The sequence below is a fragment of the Candidatus Binatia bacterium genome (genome assembly GCA_036563615.1).
Lineage (GTDB): Bacteria > Desulfobacterota > Binatia > UBA12015 > UBA12015 > DATCMB01.
In genome coordinates this window covers 309,470-326,735 of record DATCMB010000006.1, presented here as the reverse complement: position 1 = coordinate 326,735, position 17,266 = coordinate 309,470, and the positions used below count along the sequence as shown (strand labels likewise).

13 protein-coding genes are annotated in these 17,266 nt (G+C 69.9%); 6 read left to right on the top strand and 7 right to left on the bottom strand.

Features of this window, described 5'->3' with window-relative positions; translation table 11 throughout:
- Positions 1 to 42: 42 nt before the first annotated feature.
- The 3 genes from VIS07_04360 to VIS07_04350 all read right to left on the bottom strand — a co-directional run bounded on the left by VIS07_04360 (position 43) and on the right by VIS07_04350 (position 3,141).
- Entirely contained in the window at positions 43 to 885 is an 843-nt protein-coding gene (locus VIS07_04360) for an LLM class F420-dependent oxidoreductase (GenBank protein ID HEY8514732.1), read from the bottom strand.
- A 46-nt stretch (positions 886 to 931) separates the two neighbouring features.
- Complete coding sequence (gene pgm / locus VIS07_04355) at positions 932 to 2,584, bottom strand: phosphoglucomutase (alpha-D-glucose-1,6-bisphosphate-dependent) (protein HEY8514731.1); 1,653 nt, start codon at positions 2,582 to 2,584, stop codon at positions 932 to 934.
- A 188-nt stretch (positions 2,585 to 2,772) separates the two neighbouring features.
- A complete protein-coding gene (locus VIS07_04350; GenBank protein ID HEY8514730.1) occupies positions 2,773 to 3,141 on the bottom strand; it encodes a hypothetical protein in 369 nt (122 codons plus the stop codon).
- Between the two features lie 209 nt (positions 3,142 to 3,350).
- Between VIS07_04350 and VIS07_04345 the strand changes: the two genes are divergently transcribed.
- A complete protein-coding gene (locus VIS07_04345; GenBank protein HEY8514729.1) occupies positions 3,351 to 4,448 on the top strand; it encodes a hypothetical protein in 1,098 nt (365 codons plus the stop codon).
- 435 nt (positions 4,449 to 4,883) lie between these two features.
- Here the strand turns inward: VIS07_04345 and VIS07_04340 are convergent, their stop codons facing one another.
- Positions 4,884 to 5,369, bottom strand: a complete 486-nt coding sequence (locus VIS07_04340; protein ID HEY8514728.1) for a hypothetical protein — start codon at positions 5,367 to 5,369, stop codon at positions 4,884 to 4,886.
- A 131-nt stretch (positions 5,370 to 5,500) separates the two neighbouring features.
- The gene (locus tag VIS07_04335) at positions 5,501 to 10,465 is read right to left on the bottom strand and encodes a hypothetical protein (GenBank protein ID HEY8514727.1); all 4,965 of its coding nucleotides are present in this window, start codon (positions 10,463 to 10,465) and stop codon (positions 5,501 to 5,503) included.
- Positions 10,466 to 10,875: 410 nt separating this feature from the next.
- Between VIS07_04335 and VIS07_04330 the strand changes: the two genes are divergently transcribed.
- Positions 10,876 to 11,784, top strand: a complete 909-nt coding sequence (locus tag VIS07_04330) for a LuxR C-terminal-related transcriptional regulator (protein ID HEY8514726.1) — start codon at positions 10,876 to 10,878, stop codon at positions 11,782 to 11,784.
- On the opposite strand, the gene VIS07_04325 is transcribed toward VIS07_04330, so the two are convergent.
- Entirely contained in the window at positions 11,670 to 12,575 is a 906-nt protein-coding gene (locus tag VIS07_04325; GenBank protein HEY8514725.1) for a pyridoxamine 5'-phosphate oxidase family protein, read from the bottom strand. The genes VIS07_04330 and VIS07_04325 overlap by 115 nt on opposite strands.
- A gap of 73 nt (positions 12,576 to 12,648) precedes the next feature.
- Between VIS07_04325 and VIS07_04320 the strand changes: the two genes are divergently transcribed.
- The 3 genes from VIS07_04320 to VIS07_04310 are packed head-to-tail and all read left to right on the top strand — an operon-like array spanning position 12,649 to position 14,709.
- The gene (locus tag VIS07_04320) at positions 12,649 to 13,290 is read left to right on the top strand and encodes an ABATE domain-containing protein (GenBank protein ID HEY8514724.1); all 642 of its coding nucleotides are present in this window, start codon (positions 12,649 to 12,651) and stop codon (positions 13,288 to 13,290) included.
- Between the two features lie 40 nt (positions 13,291 to 13,330).
- Complete coding sequence (locus VIS07_04315) at positions 13,331 to 14,275, top strand: TIGR03560 family F420-dependent LLM class oxidoreductase (GenBank protein HEY8514723.1); 945 nt, start codon at positions 13,331 to 13,333, stop codon at positions 14,273 to 14,275.
- Entirely contained in the window at positions 14,272 to 14,709 is a 438-nt protein-coding gene (locus VIS07_04310) for a gamma-glutamylcyclotransferase family protein (GenBank protein HEY8514722.1), read from the top strand. The genes VIS07_04315 and VIS07_04310 overlap by 4 nt, the downstream gene beginning before the upstream one ends.
- A gap of 202 nt (positions 14,710 to 14,911) precedes the next feature.
- Here the strand turns inward: VIS07_04310 and VIS07_04305 are convergent, their stop codons facing one another.
- Positions 14,912 to 16,036 carry a nitronate monooxygenase family protein gene (locus VIS07_04305; GenBank protein ID HEY8514721.1) on the bottom strand — a complete coding sequence of 375 codons (1,125 nt, stop codon included), beginning with the start codon at positions 16,034 to 16,036 and terminating at the stop codon, positions 14,912 to 14,914.
- A 135-nt stretch (positions 16,037 to 16,171) separates the two neighbouring features.
- Here VIS07_04305 and VIS07_04300 point away from each other — a divergent pair, with 135 nt between their 5' ends.
- The gene (locus VIS07_04300) at positions 16,172 to 17,236 is read left to right on the top strand and encodes a diacylglycerol kinase (GenBank protein ID HEY8514720.1); all 1,065 of its coding nucleotides are present in this window, start codon (positions 16,172 to 16,174) and stop codon (positions 17,234 to 17,236) included.
- The last annotated feature ends 30 nt before the right edge of the window (positions 17,237 to 17,266 follow it).

Genomic DNA, 17,266 nt, shown 5'->3' with positions numbered 1-17,266 from the left:
GACGCCCGGCTCTGCTCGCGAATCCGCTCGACGGCGGAACGCTCAGACCTTGCCGACGAGCGGCGCCATGCCGTCGAGCATCTTCAGCACCTCGTCCTTCGCGACCGAGGGCACGGCGAGCACGCCGCGCGCGATGCCCATGTCGCAGAAGCGCTTGAGCTGGTCCTCGTCGGGCGGCGCCCAGAACAGCGAGATCTCGATCGACTGCGGATCGCGGCCCTTGGCCTTCGCCTTCTCGTGCAGCGTCTTGATCGCGCCCGGCAGGTCGGGCACCGCGAGCCCGATCGGAATCCAGCCGTCGCAGTAGTCGACGACGCGATCGAGGCCGCGCTTCGAGGCCGAGCCGAGGATGATCGGCGGGTGCGGCTTGGTGAGCGGCTTCGGGTGCTGCCAGATCGGATCGAAGCTGACGAGCTCGCCGTGGTACTCGGCGTTCTCCTCCGTCCAGATCTTCTTCATCGCCTCGATGCGCTCGCGGAGCAGCTTCCAGCGCTTCGCGAACGGCATGCCGTGGTTCTCCATCTCCTCGACGTTCCAGCCGCCGCCGATGCCGAACAGGAAGCGGCCGCCGGAGAGGCGATCGATCGACGCGACCTCCTTCGCGGTGATGATCGGATCACGCTCGATGACGAGGCAGATGCCGGTCGCCACCTTGATGGTCTTGGTCACGGCCGCGGCCGCCATCAGGGCGACGAACGGGTCGTAGGTCGACCAGTACTCCTTCGGCAGCTCGCCGCCCGCCGGGTACGGCGTCTTGCGGCTCGCCGGGATGTGCGTGTGCTCCGGGAACCAGATCGACTCGAAGCCGCGCTCCTCGCAGGCGCGGGCGAAGTCGTCCGGACGAATGGTGTAATCGGTGGGAAAGATCGCGACGCCGAGCTTCATGACCGCTCTCCCTATCGCACCTCGGGAGGCGAGGCCATGGCTCGGGCTACGCGGCGCCCGCCGCGGCCATCGCGCGGGCGACGATCTCCTGCGCGTCGCGCTGGATCGCGCGCAGGTGCTCCTCGCCGCGGAAGCTCTCGGCGTAGATCTTGTAGACGTCCTCGGTGCCCGAGGGGCGCGCGGCGAACCAGCCCGACTTCGCGATCACCTTGACGCCGCCGATCGCGCCGCCTGCAGGCGCCGCGGTCAGCACCTGCTCGACCGGCTCGCCGGCGAGCTCGCGCGCGCCGAGCGTCTCCGCCGAGAGCTTCTTCAGGACTTCCTTCTGCTGGCGCGTCGCCGGGGCGTCGATGCGCTCGTAGGCCGGCGCGCCGAACTCGCGCGTCAGCTCGCGGTAGTGCTCGGCGGGATCGCGGCCGGTGCGCGCCGTGATCTCGGCGGCGAGCAGGCAGAGGATGATGCCGTCCTTGTCGGTCGTCCACACGGTGCCGTCGCGGCGCAGGAACGACGCGCCCGCGCTCTCCTCGCCGCCGAAGCCGAGCGAACCCTCGAGCAGTCCCGTGACGAACCACTTGAAGCCGACCGGCACCTCGACGAGCCGTCGTCCGAGGCGCGCCGCGACGCGGTCGATCATGCTGCTCGACACGATCGTCTTGCCGACGCCGGCGTCGCGCGACCAGCCGTCGCGGTTGCGGAACAGGTAGTCGATCGCGACCGCGAGGTAGTGGTTCGGGTTCAGCAGCCCCGCGCTGCGCGTCACGATGCCGTGCCGGTCGGCGTCGGTGTCGTTGCCGAACGCGACGTCGAAGCGGTCCTTGAGCGCGATGAGACCCGCCATCGCGTACGGCGACGAGCAATCCATGCGGATCTTGCCGTCCCAGTCGAGCGTCATGAACGCAAAGCGCGGATCGACGTTTTGATTGACGACCTCGAGACCGATGCCGGCGCGCTCGGCGAGCGCGTTCCACACCGCGAGGCTCGCGCCGCCGAGCGGGTCGACGCCGAGGCGCAACCCCGCGCTGCGGATCGCCTCGAGGTCGATCACCGACTCGAGGTCGGCGACGTAGTGCGCGGTGTAGTCCCAGCGCTGCGTCGTCGGCGCGCGCAGCGCGCGCTCGAACGGGATGCGGGCGACGTCGGCGCATCCGGACTTCAGGATCTCGTTCGCCTTGTCCTGGATCCAGCCGGTGACGTCGGTGTCGGCGGGGCCGCCGTTCGGCGGGTTGTACTTGAAGCCGCCGTCCTCGGGCGGGTTGTGCGACGGCGTGAGCACGATGCCGTCGGCGAGCCCGCGCTCGCGACCCGAGTTGTAGGACAGGATCGCGTGCGACAGCACCGGCGTCGCGGTCAGCCCTTCGGCCGCGTCGATGCACACCGTGACGCCGTTGCCGGCCAGCACCTCGAGCGTCGTCGAGAACGCCGGCTCGGAGAGCGCGTGCGAGTCGCGCGCGAGGAAAAGCGGGCCGTCGATGCCCTTCGCCTTGCGGTACAGGCAGATCGCCTGCGTCATCGCGACGACGTGCGCTTCGTTGAACGAGCGCGAGAACGCCGAGCCTCGGTGCCCGGAGGTGCCGAACGAAACGCGCTGCTCGGGCACCGCGGGATCGGGGGCGTCGTCGTAGTAGGCGCGCAGCAGCCGAGCGACGTCGAGCAGCTCGGACTCGGGCGCGAGCTTGCCGGCGAGCGCGGTCGCGGTCATCGAATCGCTCCTCGGGTCATACCTTCTTGTAGCGCATGCGGCGCCGGGAGGAAGCGTTCGCAGCGGCGCGAGCGCTCCGCATGCACCGCGACCAGACGCGCGTCACGCCGGGCCGGCGCTCGACGAGAGCACCGTGCGCGCCGGCCCGGTGGACGCGAGGAGCGAGACGGCGGCGCCTTCGCCGCGGATCATTCGTGAAGGCTCTCGCACTGCTTTGCGACCAAGGCGTCGCTCGCGTCGGCGACGACCTCGTCCGCGCCGAGCCCGCCGTGGAGGTAGTGGTTGCCGGGACCACCGACGAGCTCCACGGTGGAGAAGTACGGCGGCGGCGGATCGTTCACCCCGTTGTGCTGGCACGTCCAGACGCCGAGCGAGTCGTCGCCGGGGCCGCCCAGGATCTTCACCGAGATCGGCGACAGCATGTCGCGCTTCGCCTTCACGAAGACGAAGCTCGACCCGACGCCTTGCGCCGGTTTGCCCTTCGAGGCGTCCGTGATCCGGAGCGTCTTGCCGGCGATCCCGACCTTGATCCGCGTGCACGGGCCGCCGTCCGGCACGCCGCGTCCGCGCGGTCCGCAGCGACGATCGACGTCGCCGCGGCGATGAAGAAGCCTGCTGCGATTCGAATGCTTGCCATGACTCGCTCTCTCCGAACGGGCGGCTATGCAGCGCGCAAACGGTAGTCAAGGAGGGTTTTCGACGTGCGGCGGCGCGCTCTCGCGCGCGCGAATTGACAGCGCGAGCGTGGTGCTCCTATGGCGGAGCGATGCTCTCCAAGATGGACGACTACCCGCTGCACCAGGTGTCGGAGGTGATCCGGCACGTCGGCACGAGCGATCGGAACTTCTACGACCGCTACTACTTCAACCTGCACGGCTCGAGCGACGAGCTGTTCATGGTCATGGGCCTGGGCCAGTACCCGAACCTCGCCGTGCAGGACGCGTTCGCCGTGGTGCGGCGCGGCGACGCGCACGTCGTGGTACGCGCGTCACGCGAGCTCGGCGACCGCATGGACACCTCGGTTGGGCCGTTCCGCATCGAGGTGATCGAGCCGCTCGAGGTGCTGCGCTTCGTCCTCGAGCCGACCGAGCACGGGATCTCCTTCGACCTCACCTGGCGCGCGGCGATCCCGGCCTTCCTCGAGCCGCGGCAGTACATCCGCAAGTACGGCCGCGTGCTGTTCGACACGCAGCGCTTCTTCCAGACCGGCACCTGGTCCGGGACGCTGACCGTCAAGGGCGAGACCTTCGCCGTCACGCCCGACCGCTGGAAGGGCACGCGCGATCGCTCGTGGGGCGTGCGTCCGGTCGGCGAGCCGGAGCCGCCCGGCATCCGCCAGGGCGAGGGCCAGATGGTCGGCATGTGGAACTACGCGCCGATGCAGTTCGACGACTTCTCGATCCTCTACATGGTGCAGGAGGAGCCGGACGGGAAGCGCACCATCGAGGAGGCGATCCGCGTCTGGAGCGATCGCTCGCGCGAGCCGGAGTGGCTCGGACGACCGGACTACGAGCACACGCTGGTGCCCGGAACGCGCATGATCGAGGCCCCTTCCCTGCTCCGCTTTCCCGAGGCGCCCGGTGGCGGCTTCGACGTGCGCGTGACGCCGCTCACGCACTGCTTCGTCGCCGTCGGCACCGGCTACGGCATGGACGCCGACTGGCGGCACGGCATGTGGCAGGGAAAGCTCGTCGTGCAGGGCAAGGAGTGGTCGATGCAGGAGCTCGCGAGCTGGGGCTGGTACGGCATCGTCGACCACGTCGCGCGCTTCGAGATCGTCGGCGGCGCCAGTGCCGGCACGATCGGCCATGGCCTGCACGAGCACGGCTTCTTCGGGCCGTTCCCGAAGTATGGCTTGACGTGAGCGCGGGCCTCCGCGACGAGCTTCGGCTCTAGCCTAGTCCGGACGTCACGAACCGGGAGCGGGCGCGGGCGAGACGGCGGCGCATTCGCGCCGCGTCAGAACTCGCACTGCCGCCCGGCGAGGACGTCCAGCGGATCGGTTTCCGCGGCGTCCTCGCCGCCGCCGCACGAGACGTAGTCGCGCTGCGCCGGGCAGAAAGCGGGGCCGCAGGTCGAGGCGGTATCGTCGGAGAGGATGTAGTCGAAGCCGCCGCCGGCGATCAGCCGGTCCTCGCCGCACTCGCCCTCGATCCAGTCGTCGCCGCCCTGCCCCGCGATGCGATCGTTGCCGAGCCCGCCGTAGATGTAGTCGCTGCCGGGCCCACCGGTGAGCTGCGTGTCGGAGAAGTACGGCGGCGGCTGCTGCGACTCGCTGTACCGGCACGCGAAACCTCGATCACGTCGTCGCGGGGCCGCCGGTGATCTTCACCGGGATCGGCGACAGCACGACGTTCACGACGTCGTTGCCGCGGCCGGAGTTGATGTCCATCCGACGCAGGCCGGCGAGCGGACACCTCGCATCCCACGGTCCCATGTCCGACTGCCAGGCGTCCTCGGGGTTTCCGGCGCTCGTATCCTCGAAGAAGGGTCCGACCTCGCATCCTTTGCCGGCGATCACGCTGCCAGCCTCGTTGATGCCGTTCGCCCACTCGGAAACGTACACCATGCCCTCGTCGCGCTTCGCCTCGACCTGGATGAAGTTCCACCCCCAGCCCTGCTTGGGGTCGCCGATCGAAGCGTCGGTGATCTTCAGCGTCTTGCCGGCGATCGCGACCTTGATCCTCGTGCACGACGATCCGGCCAGACACGGCACCGCGTCGGCGCGGCTCGCTGCGACGATCGAGGTCACCGCCGCGACGAGGAAACCTGCTGCGATCCGCATGAGCGTCGTCGACCAGCCCTCGCAGCCGCACAAGCTATGCAGCCTGCGACAGGCGGGTCAACGAAGTTTTTTGCAGCAACGCGGCGTCGCTTCGCTGCCGTCGAGCGCGCTCACCTCGTGCGCACGCGCGCTCACTCGAGGATCAGGCGCGGCGCCAGGTCGGGATCCCCGAGCGCCTCGGCGCTCTCCTCGGAATGGAACGCGGCCGCGCTCGGTTCGGACTCGTCCCGCAGGCGCAGCAGCCAGCGCGTCGCGCCGTTCATCACGTCCTGGGTGACGTCCCACGAGAGCACCGTTCCGGCAGGCCCGATCACCGTGGCCGGCGGCGACGTGGCGTGGCCGTAGTCGCCACCGGGGGTCTTCCAGCGCACGCTGCAGTCGTGGTCGCGGTCCGTCGGGTCGAGCTCGACGGCGCACACCCAGGTCACGCCCGCGTGCTCGTCGGCCGGGATCACGGGGAGGCGGCGGCCGCCTCCGAGGACCCGCGAAACGCGCTGCACCGGCGCGAGCGGCAGGGTGTCGTCGTCGGTTTGCTCGACGTCGCCGTGATCCTCGTCGGCGAAGTCCTGCAGCAGAGGATGCGCATCGATGTGGCCCGGATCGCCCACGGCGTCACGCAGCGTGACCTCGAGCGTCGCCCGCGTGAACTCGCCGCTCGCGACGAACGACTCGATCGCATCCTCGTCGAACGCGACCAGGCTGCGCACCGGCTCGCCGCCGGCGACCACCAGCTCGTGCGCGTCGGCGCCGTCCTGCGCCGGAGCGGCCTGCGCGATGACGCCGTCCTTGAGGATCCCGAGCTCGAGCGTCGGATCGGTGCAGAACTCCTCCGCGGGAGACTGCATCCGCGGCGCGCCGCACTGCGGGTCGATCGACTGCGGACCCTTCTTGCGCTGCACGAGCACGTCGTTCACCCAGGCCGACGCGAGGAAGCACTTCGAGAGCTTCAGGTCCTGCTCGATCTCTGCGTACGACCGCGGCTGGAAGCCCTGCGGCAGCGTGAAGGCGAAGCCGATGCAGCCGCCGTTCGGGCAGTCCGAGGCGGCGACGCCACCGCCGCCGATCTTGACCTCGCCGCTGACCATCGTCGCCCAGTCCTCGCAGAGCGAGTCGAGCGGCTTGCTGCCTCCGGCGTCGGGATGGTTCATCGACGAGACGTCCGCCTTCAGGAAGTCACCGGTCCTGAGGCAGCCGGGCGCGGACGGATTCGTCAAGCAACTCTTGCACTTGTTGCTCGCGGCGTCGAAGTAGCAGACGTCTCGCGGCATGCACTGCTCGTACGGCGGGCGCTTCGCGACCGAGAAGGCGTCGTCGGGGAGCAGCTTCTGGTGGTCGAGCTTGACGGTGAGGATGCCGTTCTTGATCGTCGGGAGCGGGCTCATGCCGCTGCACCATCCGCCCGGCTGACGCGGATCACAGGGCTCCTTGACGACCTGCCTCCCGCCACTCGTCTCGTGCACGGTGACGCGCACGTAGCGGAACCCGATCGCGTCCAGGTCGTCGTCCGCGACGTTGCCGACGTAGAGCTGGTAGCTCGAGATCGAGTCGCGCTGCGGGAACATGTTGTAGACGACGAAGCTCTCGCCGCCGTCGAACGGAGCCGGTCGCAGCGACGCGCTCCCCTTCACGCACGACGTGTCCTGCGCGCCGCTGTTGGTGTCGATGTAGTAGAGCGCCCCCGGCTGCGACTTGAGGCCAGGCGGCTCGGTCATGGTCAGGAACGGCGACTGGCGGATGGCCGCCATGCCCATGAAGCTCGCGCGCTTGCAGCCGTAGTTGTCCCCCGCGCACACCTGTCCGCAGGCCTCGCCCTCGTCCGACTCGAGCTTCCACTGGCGGTAGATCGCGACCGCCGGCGTCGGCGGCCAGGCTTTCGGGATGTCGTCGGTCGCGATCGTGTTGCTCGTCGCGCTCGGCGGGTGGCTGAGCTTGGCGACCGTCGTCGTGAGGAAGGTGTAGGGAGACGTCTGCACGCCGAACGACAGACACTCGGGCGACTGCGACGGCGCGTCGAAGAAGCGGTTCTTGCTCACCGAGGTGGTGAGGCCTGGCGGCGTGCGACCGTCGATCTTGCTGGTCGAGCCGGTGAAGCTGCCATCGAGGTCGAGCAGGATGGTCGCGAAGTCGATCGTGCCGGAATCGAGCATGTTCTTGGCGCCCGACCTCCGGTCCGGCTGCCCCGTCAGATCGAAGACGTTGCCGATCAGGTAGTCCGCGGTCCGGTCGACCACGTTGTGACGACACGAGCCCGGCTTGAAGGTGGCGTTCTCGTAGTCGCCGGGCGCCTCCGTGAAGCACTGGTTCAGTGGATCGTTTCGCGTGTTGAGGAACGCGCTGCGCCGGAAGTTGAACGCGGGCGGGTAGAAGAAGCCGTTCGGCTGCTTCCAGCCGACCGCGGCGTCCAGGACGACGATCTCGGTCTGCGACGACGGCGCCGCCGGCTGCGTCGTTCGGGTGTAGATGCCGCAGGGCAGCGCGCCGTCCTCGAGCTTGCACTCCGCGGCCGAGCTCGCGCCGAGACACGGCGCTGCATCGCACTTCCACGCCCCGACGTTGAGGAAGGTGTTGCCGTCGGCGAACATCGGGCCGTCATAGATCGTGATCAGGCGCTTCGGCTGGAAGCCGCTGTACCAGAGGCCGATGCCCTCGGCCTCGAGGTTGCACGTCGTGTTCCCCTGCTTGCACAGGCTGTAGCTCCTGAGATTCTCGTCCTGCTTGACGGTCAGCAGCGGCCCCGAGCGCTTCGCGTAGAGGTTGCCCTCCTGCGGCTGCGTGGTGCCGACGAACAGGCTGTTCTGCACCAGCGAGAGATAGGCCGGCGGAGCCTGCTGCCAGTCGCCGCCGGTGACGGTCGCGAGGCCGCCGAAGAGCTGGTCCGTCACCGCGCCGTGCGTGAACAGATACATCGACGGGCGCAGCCAGACGGAAGCGAAGTTGACCTCGGCCCAGTTGAACGACGTCGCGAAGCGGTCGAGGATCGTCATCACGCAATTCCCGGCGTTGTCACCGAGATCCCCGGTGGGGACGCAGTTGCCGCCGAGGCTCGGCAAGAAGTAGCCGGTGACGATCGGACGCGCGTAGCTGTGGGGGAAGACGCTCGTTGCCTGATTCGACAGGTAGGGATTGGTGAGCGCGACATAGCCGGTGTTCGTCGCTTCGTTGAAGCCGTTGCTCGCAGGCGAGATCTCCCTGGTGGTCGGCAGCGCGAGCGGTGAGGTGGTGCAGGTGTTGCCGCGGAAGCGCAGCAGCGGTGCTTGACGTCCGCCGTTGTTGAAGGCGGCGTAGCCGTCGAACTGGTGGTCACGGCTCGGCCCGCTGACCGCCGATCCGAGCAGCCAGAAGCAGGAGCCGAAGCCGTGCACCGACACCGCCGCGTTGCCGACGAACTCGTTGTACGCGTTCATCATCCAGTACATCACCGGCATGTAGGTGTCGGAGCCCGCGGCCGTTCCGGCGGCGGCGTCCGTCGGCTGCTGGACGCTGCCGTCGAGGATCGGCGGCACGAGGCGCGCCGCGGCGGGCGGATGGCCGCCACACCAGTGCTCCGGCTTCGCCTGCTCGACGACATGCTGCTGCAGCGCCGCGCGCGCCGAGACGCCGAGGTTGTGGCACAGCTTGTTCCGGATCTCGGACGCGTCCTCGATGTAGAAGCCGTGCCCGAGCGACAGGTAGCCGACGTTGCGCGACACGTTGACGTCGTGCGTGCCGTGCAGCACCACGAAGCGCGTCATCGAGTCCCAGATCGAGCTGTCCTTGACGAACGTGCCGCTCGTGTACGAGGTCGCTTTCGCGAGGTGGAAGTGGACGGGGTAGTGCCCCATGCGCCCGCCCTGCCCCAGCTGCTTGAACTCGACGCCCTGGATCTGAACGTCCTTGAAGCCCTGGCGGACGATCAGGTGGCCGCCGAAGTAGCAGTCGGGCTTGCTCTTGTCGTGCGTGCACTCCTCGGTCGCGGGGAACTCGTCGCCCGCCTTCTCGCCGCGCGAGTAGATCGTGATGCTGCGTGACAGGAGCCCGACCACGGCGCGCGTGTCGACCGCCGTGCGGTTCACCGGGTTGTTGAACTCCTGCGTGCGACCGACGTCGAACATGCTCGTGTAGTGCGGGTAGTCGAGCAGCTCGACCTGCACCTGCGTCGGCGAGAGGACGTGCTTGATGGTGCGCAGCTCCGAGTGGCTCGGGTACCAGTCGGTCGCGCCGATGACGATCTTGTCACCTTCCTTCCAGTCGGGCACCGCGCGGTCGAAGGTGAGGGTCGTGAGCTTCGCCGCCGCGTCGTCCTTCTGGCCGGTGAGACGCACCCAGCTCGAGCCGGTGAGGTTCGCCCAGGCCTGCATCTCCTTGGTGTCGAGCGTCGACTGCGCGACCGTCGGCACGACGCAGCTGCCGTTCGAATCGTTGCTCGTCGCCCAGCTCGCGTCCTGCAGCGGCTTCGCGCCCTTGTAGCCGTAGAGCTTCAGCGACCCGCCGTACGCGACGCCGATCGTCTTGAAGCCCCACGGGTTCGGGTCGAAGTTGAGGTCGCCGTACGGCTCGAGCAGCGCGTTGTTCGGCTCGCTCGACGGCGGCGTGGTGCTCGAGCACGGGTCGTCGGACTTGGTCACCGTGCAGTAGCGCTTCTGGCCGTCGTCGTAGCCGGCGGGGAAGCAGCGGAACTTCGCGTCCGCGTTGGGATTGGTTTGACACTGGATGCCCTGCCCCTCGGCGCGCTTCGTGCCCTGTTCGGTCGGGTCCGATCCCCAGAGACCAATCTTGAGCTTGCCGCCATCGCGACCGTACGGACAGTCGGGCGCGCCCGCCTGCACGAGGCCGCCCTGCTCGATGAGCAGGCCGCTGACGCGGAAGTCCGTCGTCTCGCCCGGCTTCTCGACGAAGTACAGCGCGCCGCCCTTCAAGACGTTCAGGAACTCGTAGGTGTGCGGCGAGCCGGTCGCGCCCTCGACGTAGAAGCAGCTCGTGATCTTGTCGGGCAGCTTGTTCGACGAGGTGACCTTTCGACAGCCGTCGGGCAGCACGACCGGACAGGCGGCCTGCGCCACGGAAGCTCCGAGCACGACGACGGCCAGCGAGACGAGCCGAGCGGAGACGTTCTTCATCGGGGCCTCACCAAGAAATGAGTTACTCGAGTTCATCGGTCGCGCGGATCGAGCTCTGAAACCGCGTCGCGGCTCGACCCGAGACGTCGGACGGGCTCGTGCTTCGCGCGGAGATGCTAGCGGCGCTCGCCTGCCCGCGACTAGCCAAAAAATCTGCCTCGAGCCCATCGCCCACCTCCCCGCTCTGCGCGCTCCGTGCCGCATCGTGCGCCGCGCGCGGAGGCACGTCGAGACGGCCAAACGGCCGGGGTCGAGAATCGACCGCACGCTGGCGCACAGCGCAGGTCGAGCGACATGGCGCCCGCGCCGCGCGCGACGGCGTGTTGCGTCCGAGCGACCTGCGCCTCGCGGGGTTCTTGGGGTACCTGCCACCCTTCAGTCGAGGCGAGCTTCGACCGATGCGTGTCGTGGTGGCACGTTCTGGGTGGTCGGAGCTGCCGAGCCTGGTCGGCGAGGTCGGCGAGCTGTCGTTCGCCGACGTCGACGCGACGGTGCGCCACCTGCTCGAGCGCACCTGCGAGCTGATCGGGGCGAGCGACGCGCTGCTCTCCTTCGGCGTGCGCTCGACCGCGGTCGCCGACGACGATCCGCTCGGCGGCTGGCGCGGAACCTTCGCGCTGCGCTACGGCCCCAACGCAGAGCGCGACGCGAGGATCCTCGACGAGTGGTACCACCACCTACCGAACCTGCCGCAGGACCACGCGATCGTGACGCTCGCGCGGACGGCCGGCGCGTCGCGCGCCTTCCTCGAGCCCGACCTCACGCCAGGCTCAAGGCTGCAGCAGCGTCGCGTGCGGGAGCTGCTCCGGGAGTGCCGCATCCGCGACCGCATCGTCGGCGGACGTCCCATCGGCGGCGGTCTCGAGCTGCTGTTCGGCGCCTATCGGCGCGACGGAACCCCGTGCTTCAGCGACGAGGAGCGCGACCTCGTCCGCGGCATCCTCGCGTCGATTCCCGACGTCGCACGCCGGCTCGCGCTCGCCTGCGGTGTGTTCTCGTGCGGCGAGCGCTTGACGCCTCGCGAGGGTCAAGTCCTGCAGCACCTTCTGTCCGGCCTCGCCGAGAAGGAGATCGCGTACGAGCTCGGCCTCGGCGCGCGCACGCTGCACCACCACGTCACGGCGCTCTACCGCAAGCTCGGCGTGCGAAGCCGTGCGGAGCTCATGGCGCTCTTCCTCGGCACGCTGCGCAGGAAGAGCGGCGCTCAGGTGGGCGCGTTCTCGATCGACGTCTCGAGGTCGGACCAGCCCGCAGGGAACGCGCCGGCGGTCTCCACCACCGCGTCGAGCTCGAGCCGCACGCCGCACACCGCCGCCTGAGCGCCCGCGCGCGCGGGCGCGTCCCACAGCAGCGTCGCCCGTCCCGTCACCTGCAGCGTCGCGCCGCGCCCGAAGTCGACGAGCAGGAGACCGCACGCGGGATCGACGGCGAGGTTGCCGAGCGTCTGGAGCATCGTGTTGCCCGCGTACTCGGGCCAGGCGAGGGTGCGCTCGTCGAGCACGCCGACGACGCCCGGAGGTCCGCCGCGGTGCGAGGCGTCGGCGCCGCGCTCGGCGTGCGCGGTCGCGACGAAGAAGGTGTCGGTGGACGCGATCCACGCCTGCTGAGCGGAGGTCAACGTCCGGCTCCGCGCGGGCTCCTGCGGCGCGAGCGCAGCCGTCCTCTCCGTCGGAAGACGGCGGTGGATGAAACGAGGACAGTTCGCGTACGCCTGCTCGACCTCGAGCGCGAGACCGCCGCCGCGACGCAGCCGCGCGACGCCGTTCACCCGCACGCGGCGCCGGGTCGCGAAGTCGATCGCCAGCAGCCCGACCTTGGTCTCGCGTGTGAGCGCGTCGCGCAGCGGGTCGCCGGCGTGCAACGCGGCGTCGATGGCGAGCGCGCGCGGGCTCTCCGCGTGCAGGAAGCCCGGCGCGCCGACGAGCGGCGACGCCCAGACTTCGCCGGCCTCGTTCGCGGCCGCGACGATCACGAAGCTTCGCGCGGCGAGGAATTCGACCGCCGCCGGCGGCAGCTCGGCGTGGATGCCGCGGCCGATCTTCGCCGCCATCGCCTCGACGCCGAGGCGTCGCTGCACGGCGAGCTCGCCCTCGTGGTACGGCGTGCGCATCGCCCTTCTTCGACTAACCAGTGAACTTGCTCTTTGGTGGTTGTAGGCCGATTGTGCTAACCAGTCAAGACGGATGACGCCGGTTAGAGAGAAGACGCCCGCGCGCAGGTTTCTCTGGCTCGCCAACCAGCGCGCGCTCGACTTCTTGAACACCGAGGTGATCGCGCGCGGCGAGCGCGTCGACCTGCTGCAGTCCTACGCCGATCTCGTCGCGTGGCTCGCCGAGGCGGACCTCGTCAGCGGCGACGCCCTGCGCGAGGCGCGCGAGCGCTGGGCCGACGCGCCGGCCGGCCGCCGCGTCCTCGCCGACGCGCGCGCGCTGCGCGGCGAGCTGCGCCTCGCCGTCGACCGGATCCTCGCCGGCAAGCCCGTCCCGCAGTCGGCGCTCGACGCGGTCAACGCGCTGCTGCGCGAGCGCGCCGGCTGGACCGAGCTCGTGCGCAGCGGACGTCGCATCGCGCGCCGCTTTCACTTCGAGGTCGGCGAGCCGCGTCGGCTGCTGGTGCCGCTCGCCGAAGCCGCGAGCGATCTCCTGTGCGAGGTCGACTTCGCGCGCGTGCGGCGCTGCGAGAACCCGGCCTGCATCCTCTACTTCTACGACACCTCGAAGAACCACGGCCGGCGCTGGTGCAGCATGAGCGGCTGCGGCAACCGCATGAAGGCGGCCGCGCACTATCGTCGCATGCGCGGTCTTCCTCCAGCGTCGCGCGAGTGACAAAGGTCGAGGAGGACCAAGGAAGGACAGGAGGAGCCGCATGGCACGCCACCCGATTCGCTTCGGCATCCAGACGGGACAGCAGTACGTCGCGTGGAACGACCTGCTCGATCTGTGGCGCAAGGCCGATGCCTGGGGCTACGACTCGCTGTGGAACTTCGACCACTTCTACCCGATCTTCGCCGATCCGAACGGGCCGTGCCTGGAAGCGTGGACGACGCTGTCGGCGCTCGCTCAGGCGACGACGCGGGCGCGGATCGGGACGCTGGTCAACGGCAACACGTACCGCAACCCGTGCGTGCTCGCGAAGATGGCGGCGAGCCTCGACCACATCAGCGGCGGACGCCTCAACCTCGGCATCGGCGCGGGCTGGTTCGAGCTCGAGCACCGCGCCTTCGACATCGACTTCAAGACCGTCCCGCAGCGCCTGCGCGCGCTCGACGAGGCGTGCAAGATCCTCAAGGGGATGTTCTCCGGCGAGAAGTTCAGCTTCGACGGCAAGCACTACCGGATCGCCGACGCGCTCGGTCAGCCGCCGCCGGTGCAGAAGCCGCACCCGCCGATCATGATCGGCGGCAGCGGGGAGAAGGTCCTGCTGCGCATCGTCGCGCAGCACGCCGACATGTGGAACTCGTTCGGCTCACCCGAGCGCTTCCGCGAGCTGATCGACGTCATTCGCCGCCACGGCGACGCCGTCGAGCGCGACGTCGACGAGATCGAGAAGACGGTCGCGATGCCGCTCTGCTACGGCGGCGGCACGGAGCGCGAGGCCGTCGTCACGCAGATGGTCGCGGCGGCGCAGAAGTGCAGCCTCGAGGAGGCGCGTCGGCGCGCGATGATCGGCAGCAAGGACGAGTGCCTCGAGACCATCGCCCGCTACCGCGACGCCGGCGTGACGCACTTCATCTTCATGCTCTTCCAGCCCATCTTCCCGGACGAGCTGCAGGCGTTCGCGGAGGACGTGGCGCCCGCTGCGCGCGCGTGAGCGGACGGACATCGGTCTTCACCTACGGGACGCTGATGTTTCCCGAGGTGATGCAGGCCGTGACCGGCCGCAGCCTCGCCTCGCTGCCCGCGACGCTCGCAGGCTACGCGTGCCGCACGGTGCGCGGCGCGGTGTACCCGGGCGCGATCGAGGAGGACGGCGCGCTGCTCGACGGCGTGCTGTGGCTCGACGTCGACGGCGCGGCGCTCGCACGGCTCGACCGCTTCGAGGGCGAGCTCTACGAGCGCCGCGTCGTCACCGTGCTCGCGCGCGACGGAGCGCCTCATCCGGCGCAGATCTACCTCGTGCGGGCGGCGTATCGCGACCAGCTCTCGGCCGAGCCCTGGGATCGCGAGCGCTTCGCGCGCGAGCACCTGCGCGCCTACGCGGAGCGCTGCCGCGCAGGCTTCGTCGCCGCCGAGTACGAGGGCTGACGCGGAGGCCGTCGCACGCGCCCCTGCACGCACGCGCGCGCCCGTGAAAGAGCGCGGCGGCCGCGGCGTCGATGACGCACGAGGAGCCCGACGATGCGCTTTCTCGTCTTCGCGGCGCTGCTCGCGGCCTTGATGGCGCTCGCGAGCCTCGGCGCCTCCGAGTCGCCGGATCTGAGCGCGCTCGACCGCCGTGCGCGGCGGCTCAGCCCGCCTGCGGCATCAGAGCCTGCAGCCGCTCGACCGCCTGCAGGTAATCCTCGACCAGAGACTGGATCACCTGGCGCACCGAGCGCGTCTCGTTCATCATCCCGACCACCTGGCCGACCGGGTTGAACGCGACGCGCTGCGCCTTGTCGGCGTAGCGGTGCGTGCGCGTCACGGCCTCCATCGTGACCATGCCCTGCAGCGGCATCGGCAGGTAGCCCGGCGCGTCCGGCTTCTCCCAGGCCTCGGTCCAGTCGTTGCGCAGCATGCGGCACGGCTTGCCGGTGTAGGAGCGCGAGCGCACGGTGTCCTTGCTGGTCGCGGCGAGGTAGGATTGACGCTGCGCGGGCGGGGCGTCGGCCTCCTCGACGGTGAGCCAGATCGAGCCGGTCCACACGCCCTGCGCGCCCACCGCGAGCGCCGAGGCGATCTGCCGCCCGCTGCCGATGCCGCCCGCGGCGAGCACCGGCGTCGGGGCGACCGCTTCGACCACCTGCGGCCACAGCACGATGCTGCCGATCTCGCCGGTGTGGCCGCCGCCCTCGGTGCCCTGCGCGATGATGATGTCGACGCCCGCCTTCTTGTGCGCGAGCGCCTGCTTCGGGCTGCCGCAGAGCGCGGCGATCAGCCGACCCGACTGGTGCACGCGCTCGATGACGTCGTCGGGCGGCGTGCCGAGCGCGTTGGCGATCAGCCGCACCTTCTCGTGGCGCAGCGCGACGTCGACCTGCGGGTTCGCCGTGGCGGCGGTCCAGCCGAGGAGCTCGTGGTGGCGCTCCTCCTCCGGCAGCTCGGGCACGCCGGCGTCGGCGAGCAGCTTCTTGACGAACTGACGGTGCTGCGGCGGGATCGCGGCGCGGAGCTGCTCCTCGAGCTTGGCCGGATCCATCTCGCCCATGCCCTCGTATTTCCCGGGGATGACGATGTCGACGCCGTACGGCTTGTCGCCCACGTGCTCGTCGATCCACTTGAGCTCGACCTCGAGCTGCTCGGCGGTGAAGCCCACCGCGCCGAGCACGCCGAAGCCGCCGTTCTTCGACACCGCCGCAACCACGTCGCGGCAGTGGCTGAAGGCAAAGATCGGGAACTCGATCCCGAAGCGATCACAGAGCTCGGTGTGCACGGCGAAACCTCCTCGCTGGGGTCAGCTGCCCGTATAGCACCCGTTACACGAGCATCGCGAGCGCTGCGAGCGCTTCCGTGTTCATGCGCCGGAGACCGATTGTCAACGGCTCCGACGCTGGGATAAGGCGCCGGCATGCGACATCGCGTCATCCAGTGGAGCACGGGCAACGTCGGCAAGCACGCGCTGCGGGCGATCCTCGAGCGGCCGGACTTCGAGCTCGTCGGCCTCTGGGTGCACGGCGCCGACAAGGTCGGCCGCGACGCGGGCGAGCTGTGCGGCTTGCCGCCGGTCGGCGTCAAGGCGACGAACGACGTCGACGCGCTGCTCGCGCTCGACGCCGACTGCGTGTCCTACACCGCGACCGCCGACCTGCGTCCCGCGGAGGCGGTCGACGACATGTGTCGCATCCTCGAAGCCGGCACGAACGTGGTCTCGACGTCGGTCGTACCGCTGATCTACCCACCCGCGGCCGAGCGCACGCTGGTCGAGAAGCTCGAGGCCGCCTGCCAGCGCGGCCAGACGTCGTGCTTCACCTCGGGCATCGACCCCGGCTTCGCGAACGACCTGCTGCCGATCACCCTGCTGAACGCCTGCCAGCGCGTCGACTCGGTGCGCGTCATGGAGGTGCTCAACTACGACACCTACGACCAGGCGCAGGTCCTGTTCGAGACCATGGGCTTCGCGAAGCCGCTCGACCACACGCCGCTGCTGCTGATCCCCGGCGTGCTGACGATCGCGTGGGGCTCGGTCGTGCACGTGCTCGCTGCGGCGCTCGGCGTCGAGCTCGAGGAGATCCGCGAGAAGCACGAGCGCCGTCCGGCGGAGCGCGCGTTCGACGTCGCGGCGGGCCACGTGCCGCAGGGCACGACCGCCGCGCTACGTTTCGAGGTGCAGGGCATCGTGCGCGGCCGTCCCGCGATCGTCGTCGAGCACGTGACGCGCCTCGTCGACGACATCGCGCCCGACTGGCCGCGCCTGCCGGGAGGCGGCGGGTACCGCGTCGCGATCGAGGGCAACCCGTCGTTCACCTGCGACCTGCACATGCGCGGCGAGGACGGCGACCACAACACGGGCGGGCTCGTCGCGACCGCGATGCGCGTGCTGAACGCGATCCCCGCGGTGTGCGCGGCGAAGCCGGGCGTGCTGTCGCTGCTCGACCTGCCGGTCGCGACGGCGCGCGGCGCGATGTACCGCTGATCTCGCGGCTGCTCGCCCGCGGCTCGGTGC

Coding starts and splice junctions, on each gene's coding strand:
- VIS07_04360 (HEY8514732.1), bottom strand. CDS start 885: ATGAAGCTCGGCGTCGCGATCTTTCCCACCGATTACACCATTCGTCCG.
- pgm (HEY8514731.1), bottom strand. CDS start 2,584: ATGACCGCGACCGCGCTCGCCGGCAAGCTCGCGCCCGAGTCCGAGCTG.
- VIS07_04345 (HEY8514729.1), top strand. CDS start 3,351: ATGCTCTCCAAGATGGACGACTACCCGCTGCACCAGGTGTCGGAGGTG.
- VIS07_04340 (HEY8514728.1), bottom strand. CDS start 5,369: ATGCGGATCGCAGCAGGTTTCCTCGTCGCGGCGGTGACCTCGATCGTC.
- VIS07_04335 (HEY8514727.1), bottom strand. CDS start 10,465: ATGAAGAACGTCTCCGCTCGGCTCGTCTCGCTGGCCGTCGTCGTGCTC.
- VIS07_04325 (HEY8514725.1), bottom strand. CDS start 12,575: ATGCGCACGCCGTACCACGAGGGCGAGCTCGCCGTGCAGCGACGCCTC.
- VIS07_04320 (HEY8514724.1), top strand. CDS start 12,649: ATGACGCCGGTTAGAGAGAAGACGCCCGCGCGCAGGTTTCTCTGGCTC.
- VIS07_04315 (HEY8514723.1), top strand. CDS start 13,331: ATGGCACGCCACCCGATTCGCTTCGGCATCCAGACGGGACAGCAGTAC.
- VIS07_04300 (HEY8514720.1), top strand. CDS start 16,172: ATGCGACATCGCGTCATCCAGTGGAGCACGGGCAACGTCGGCAAGCAC.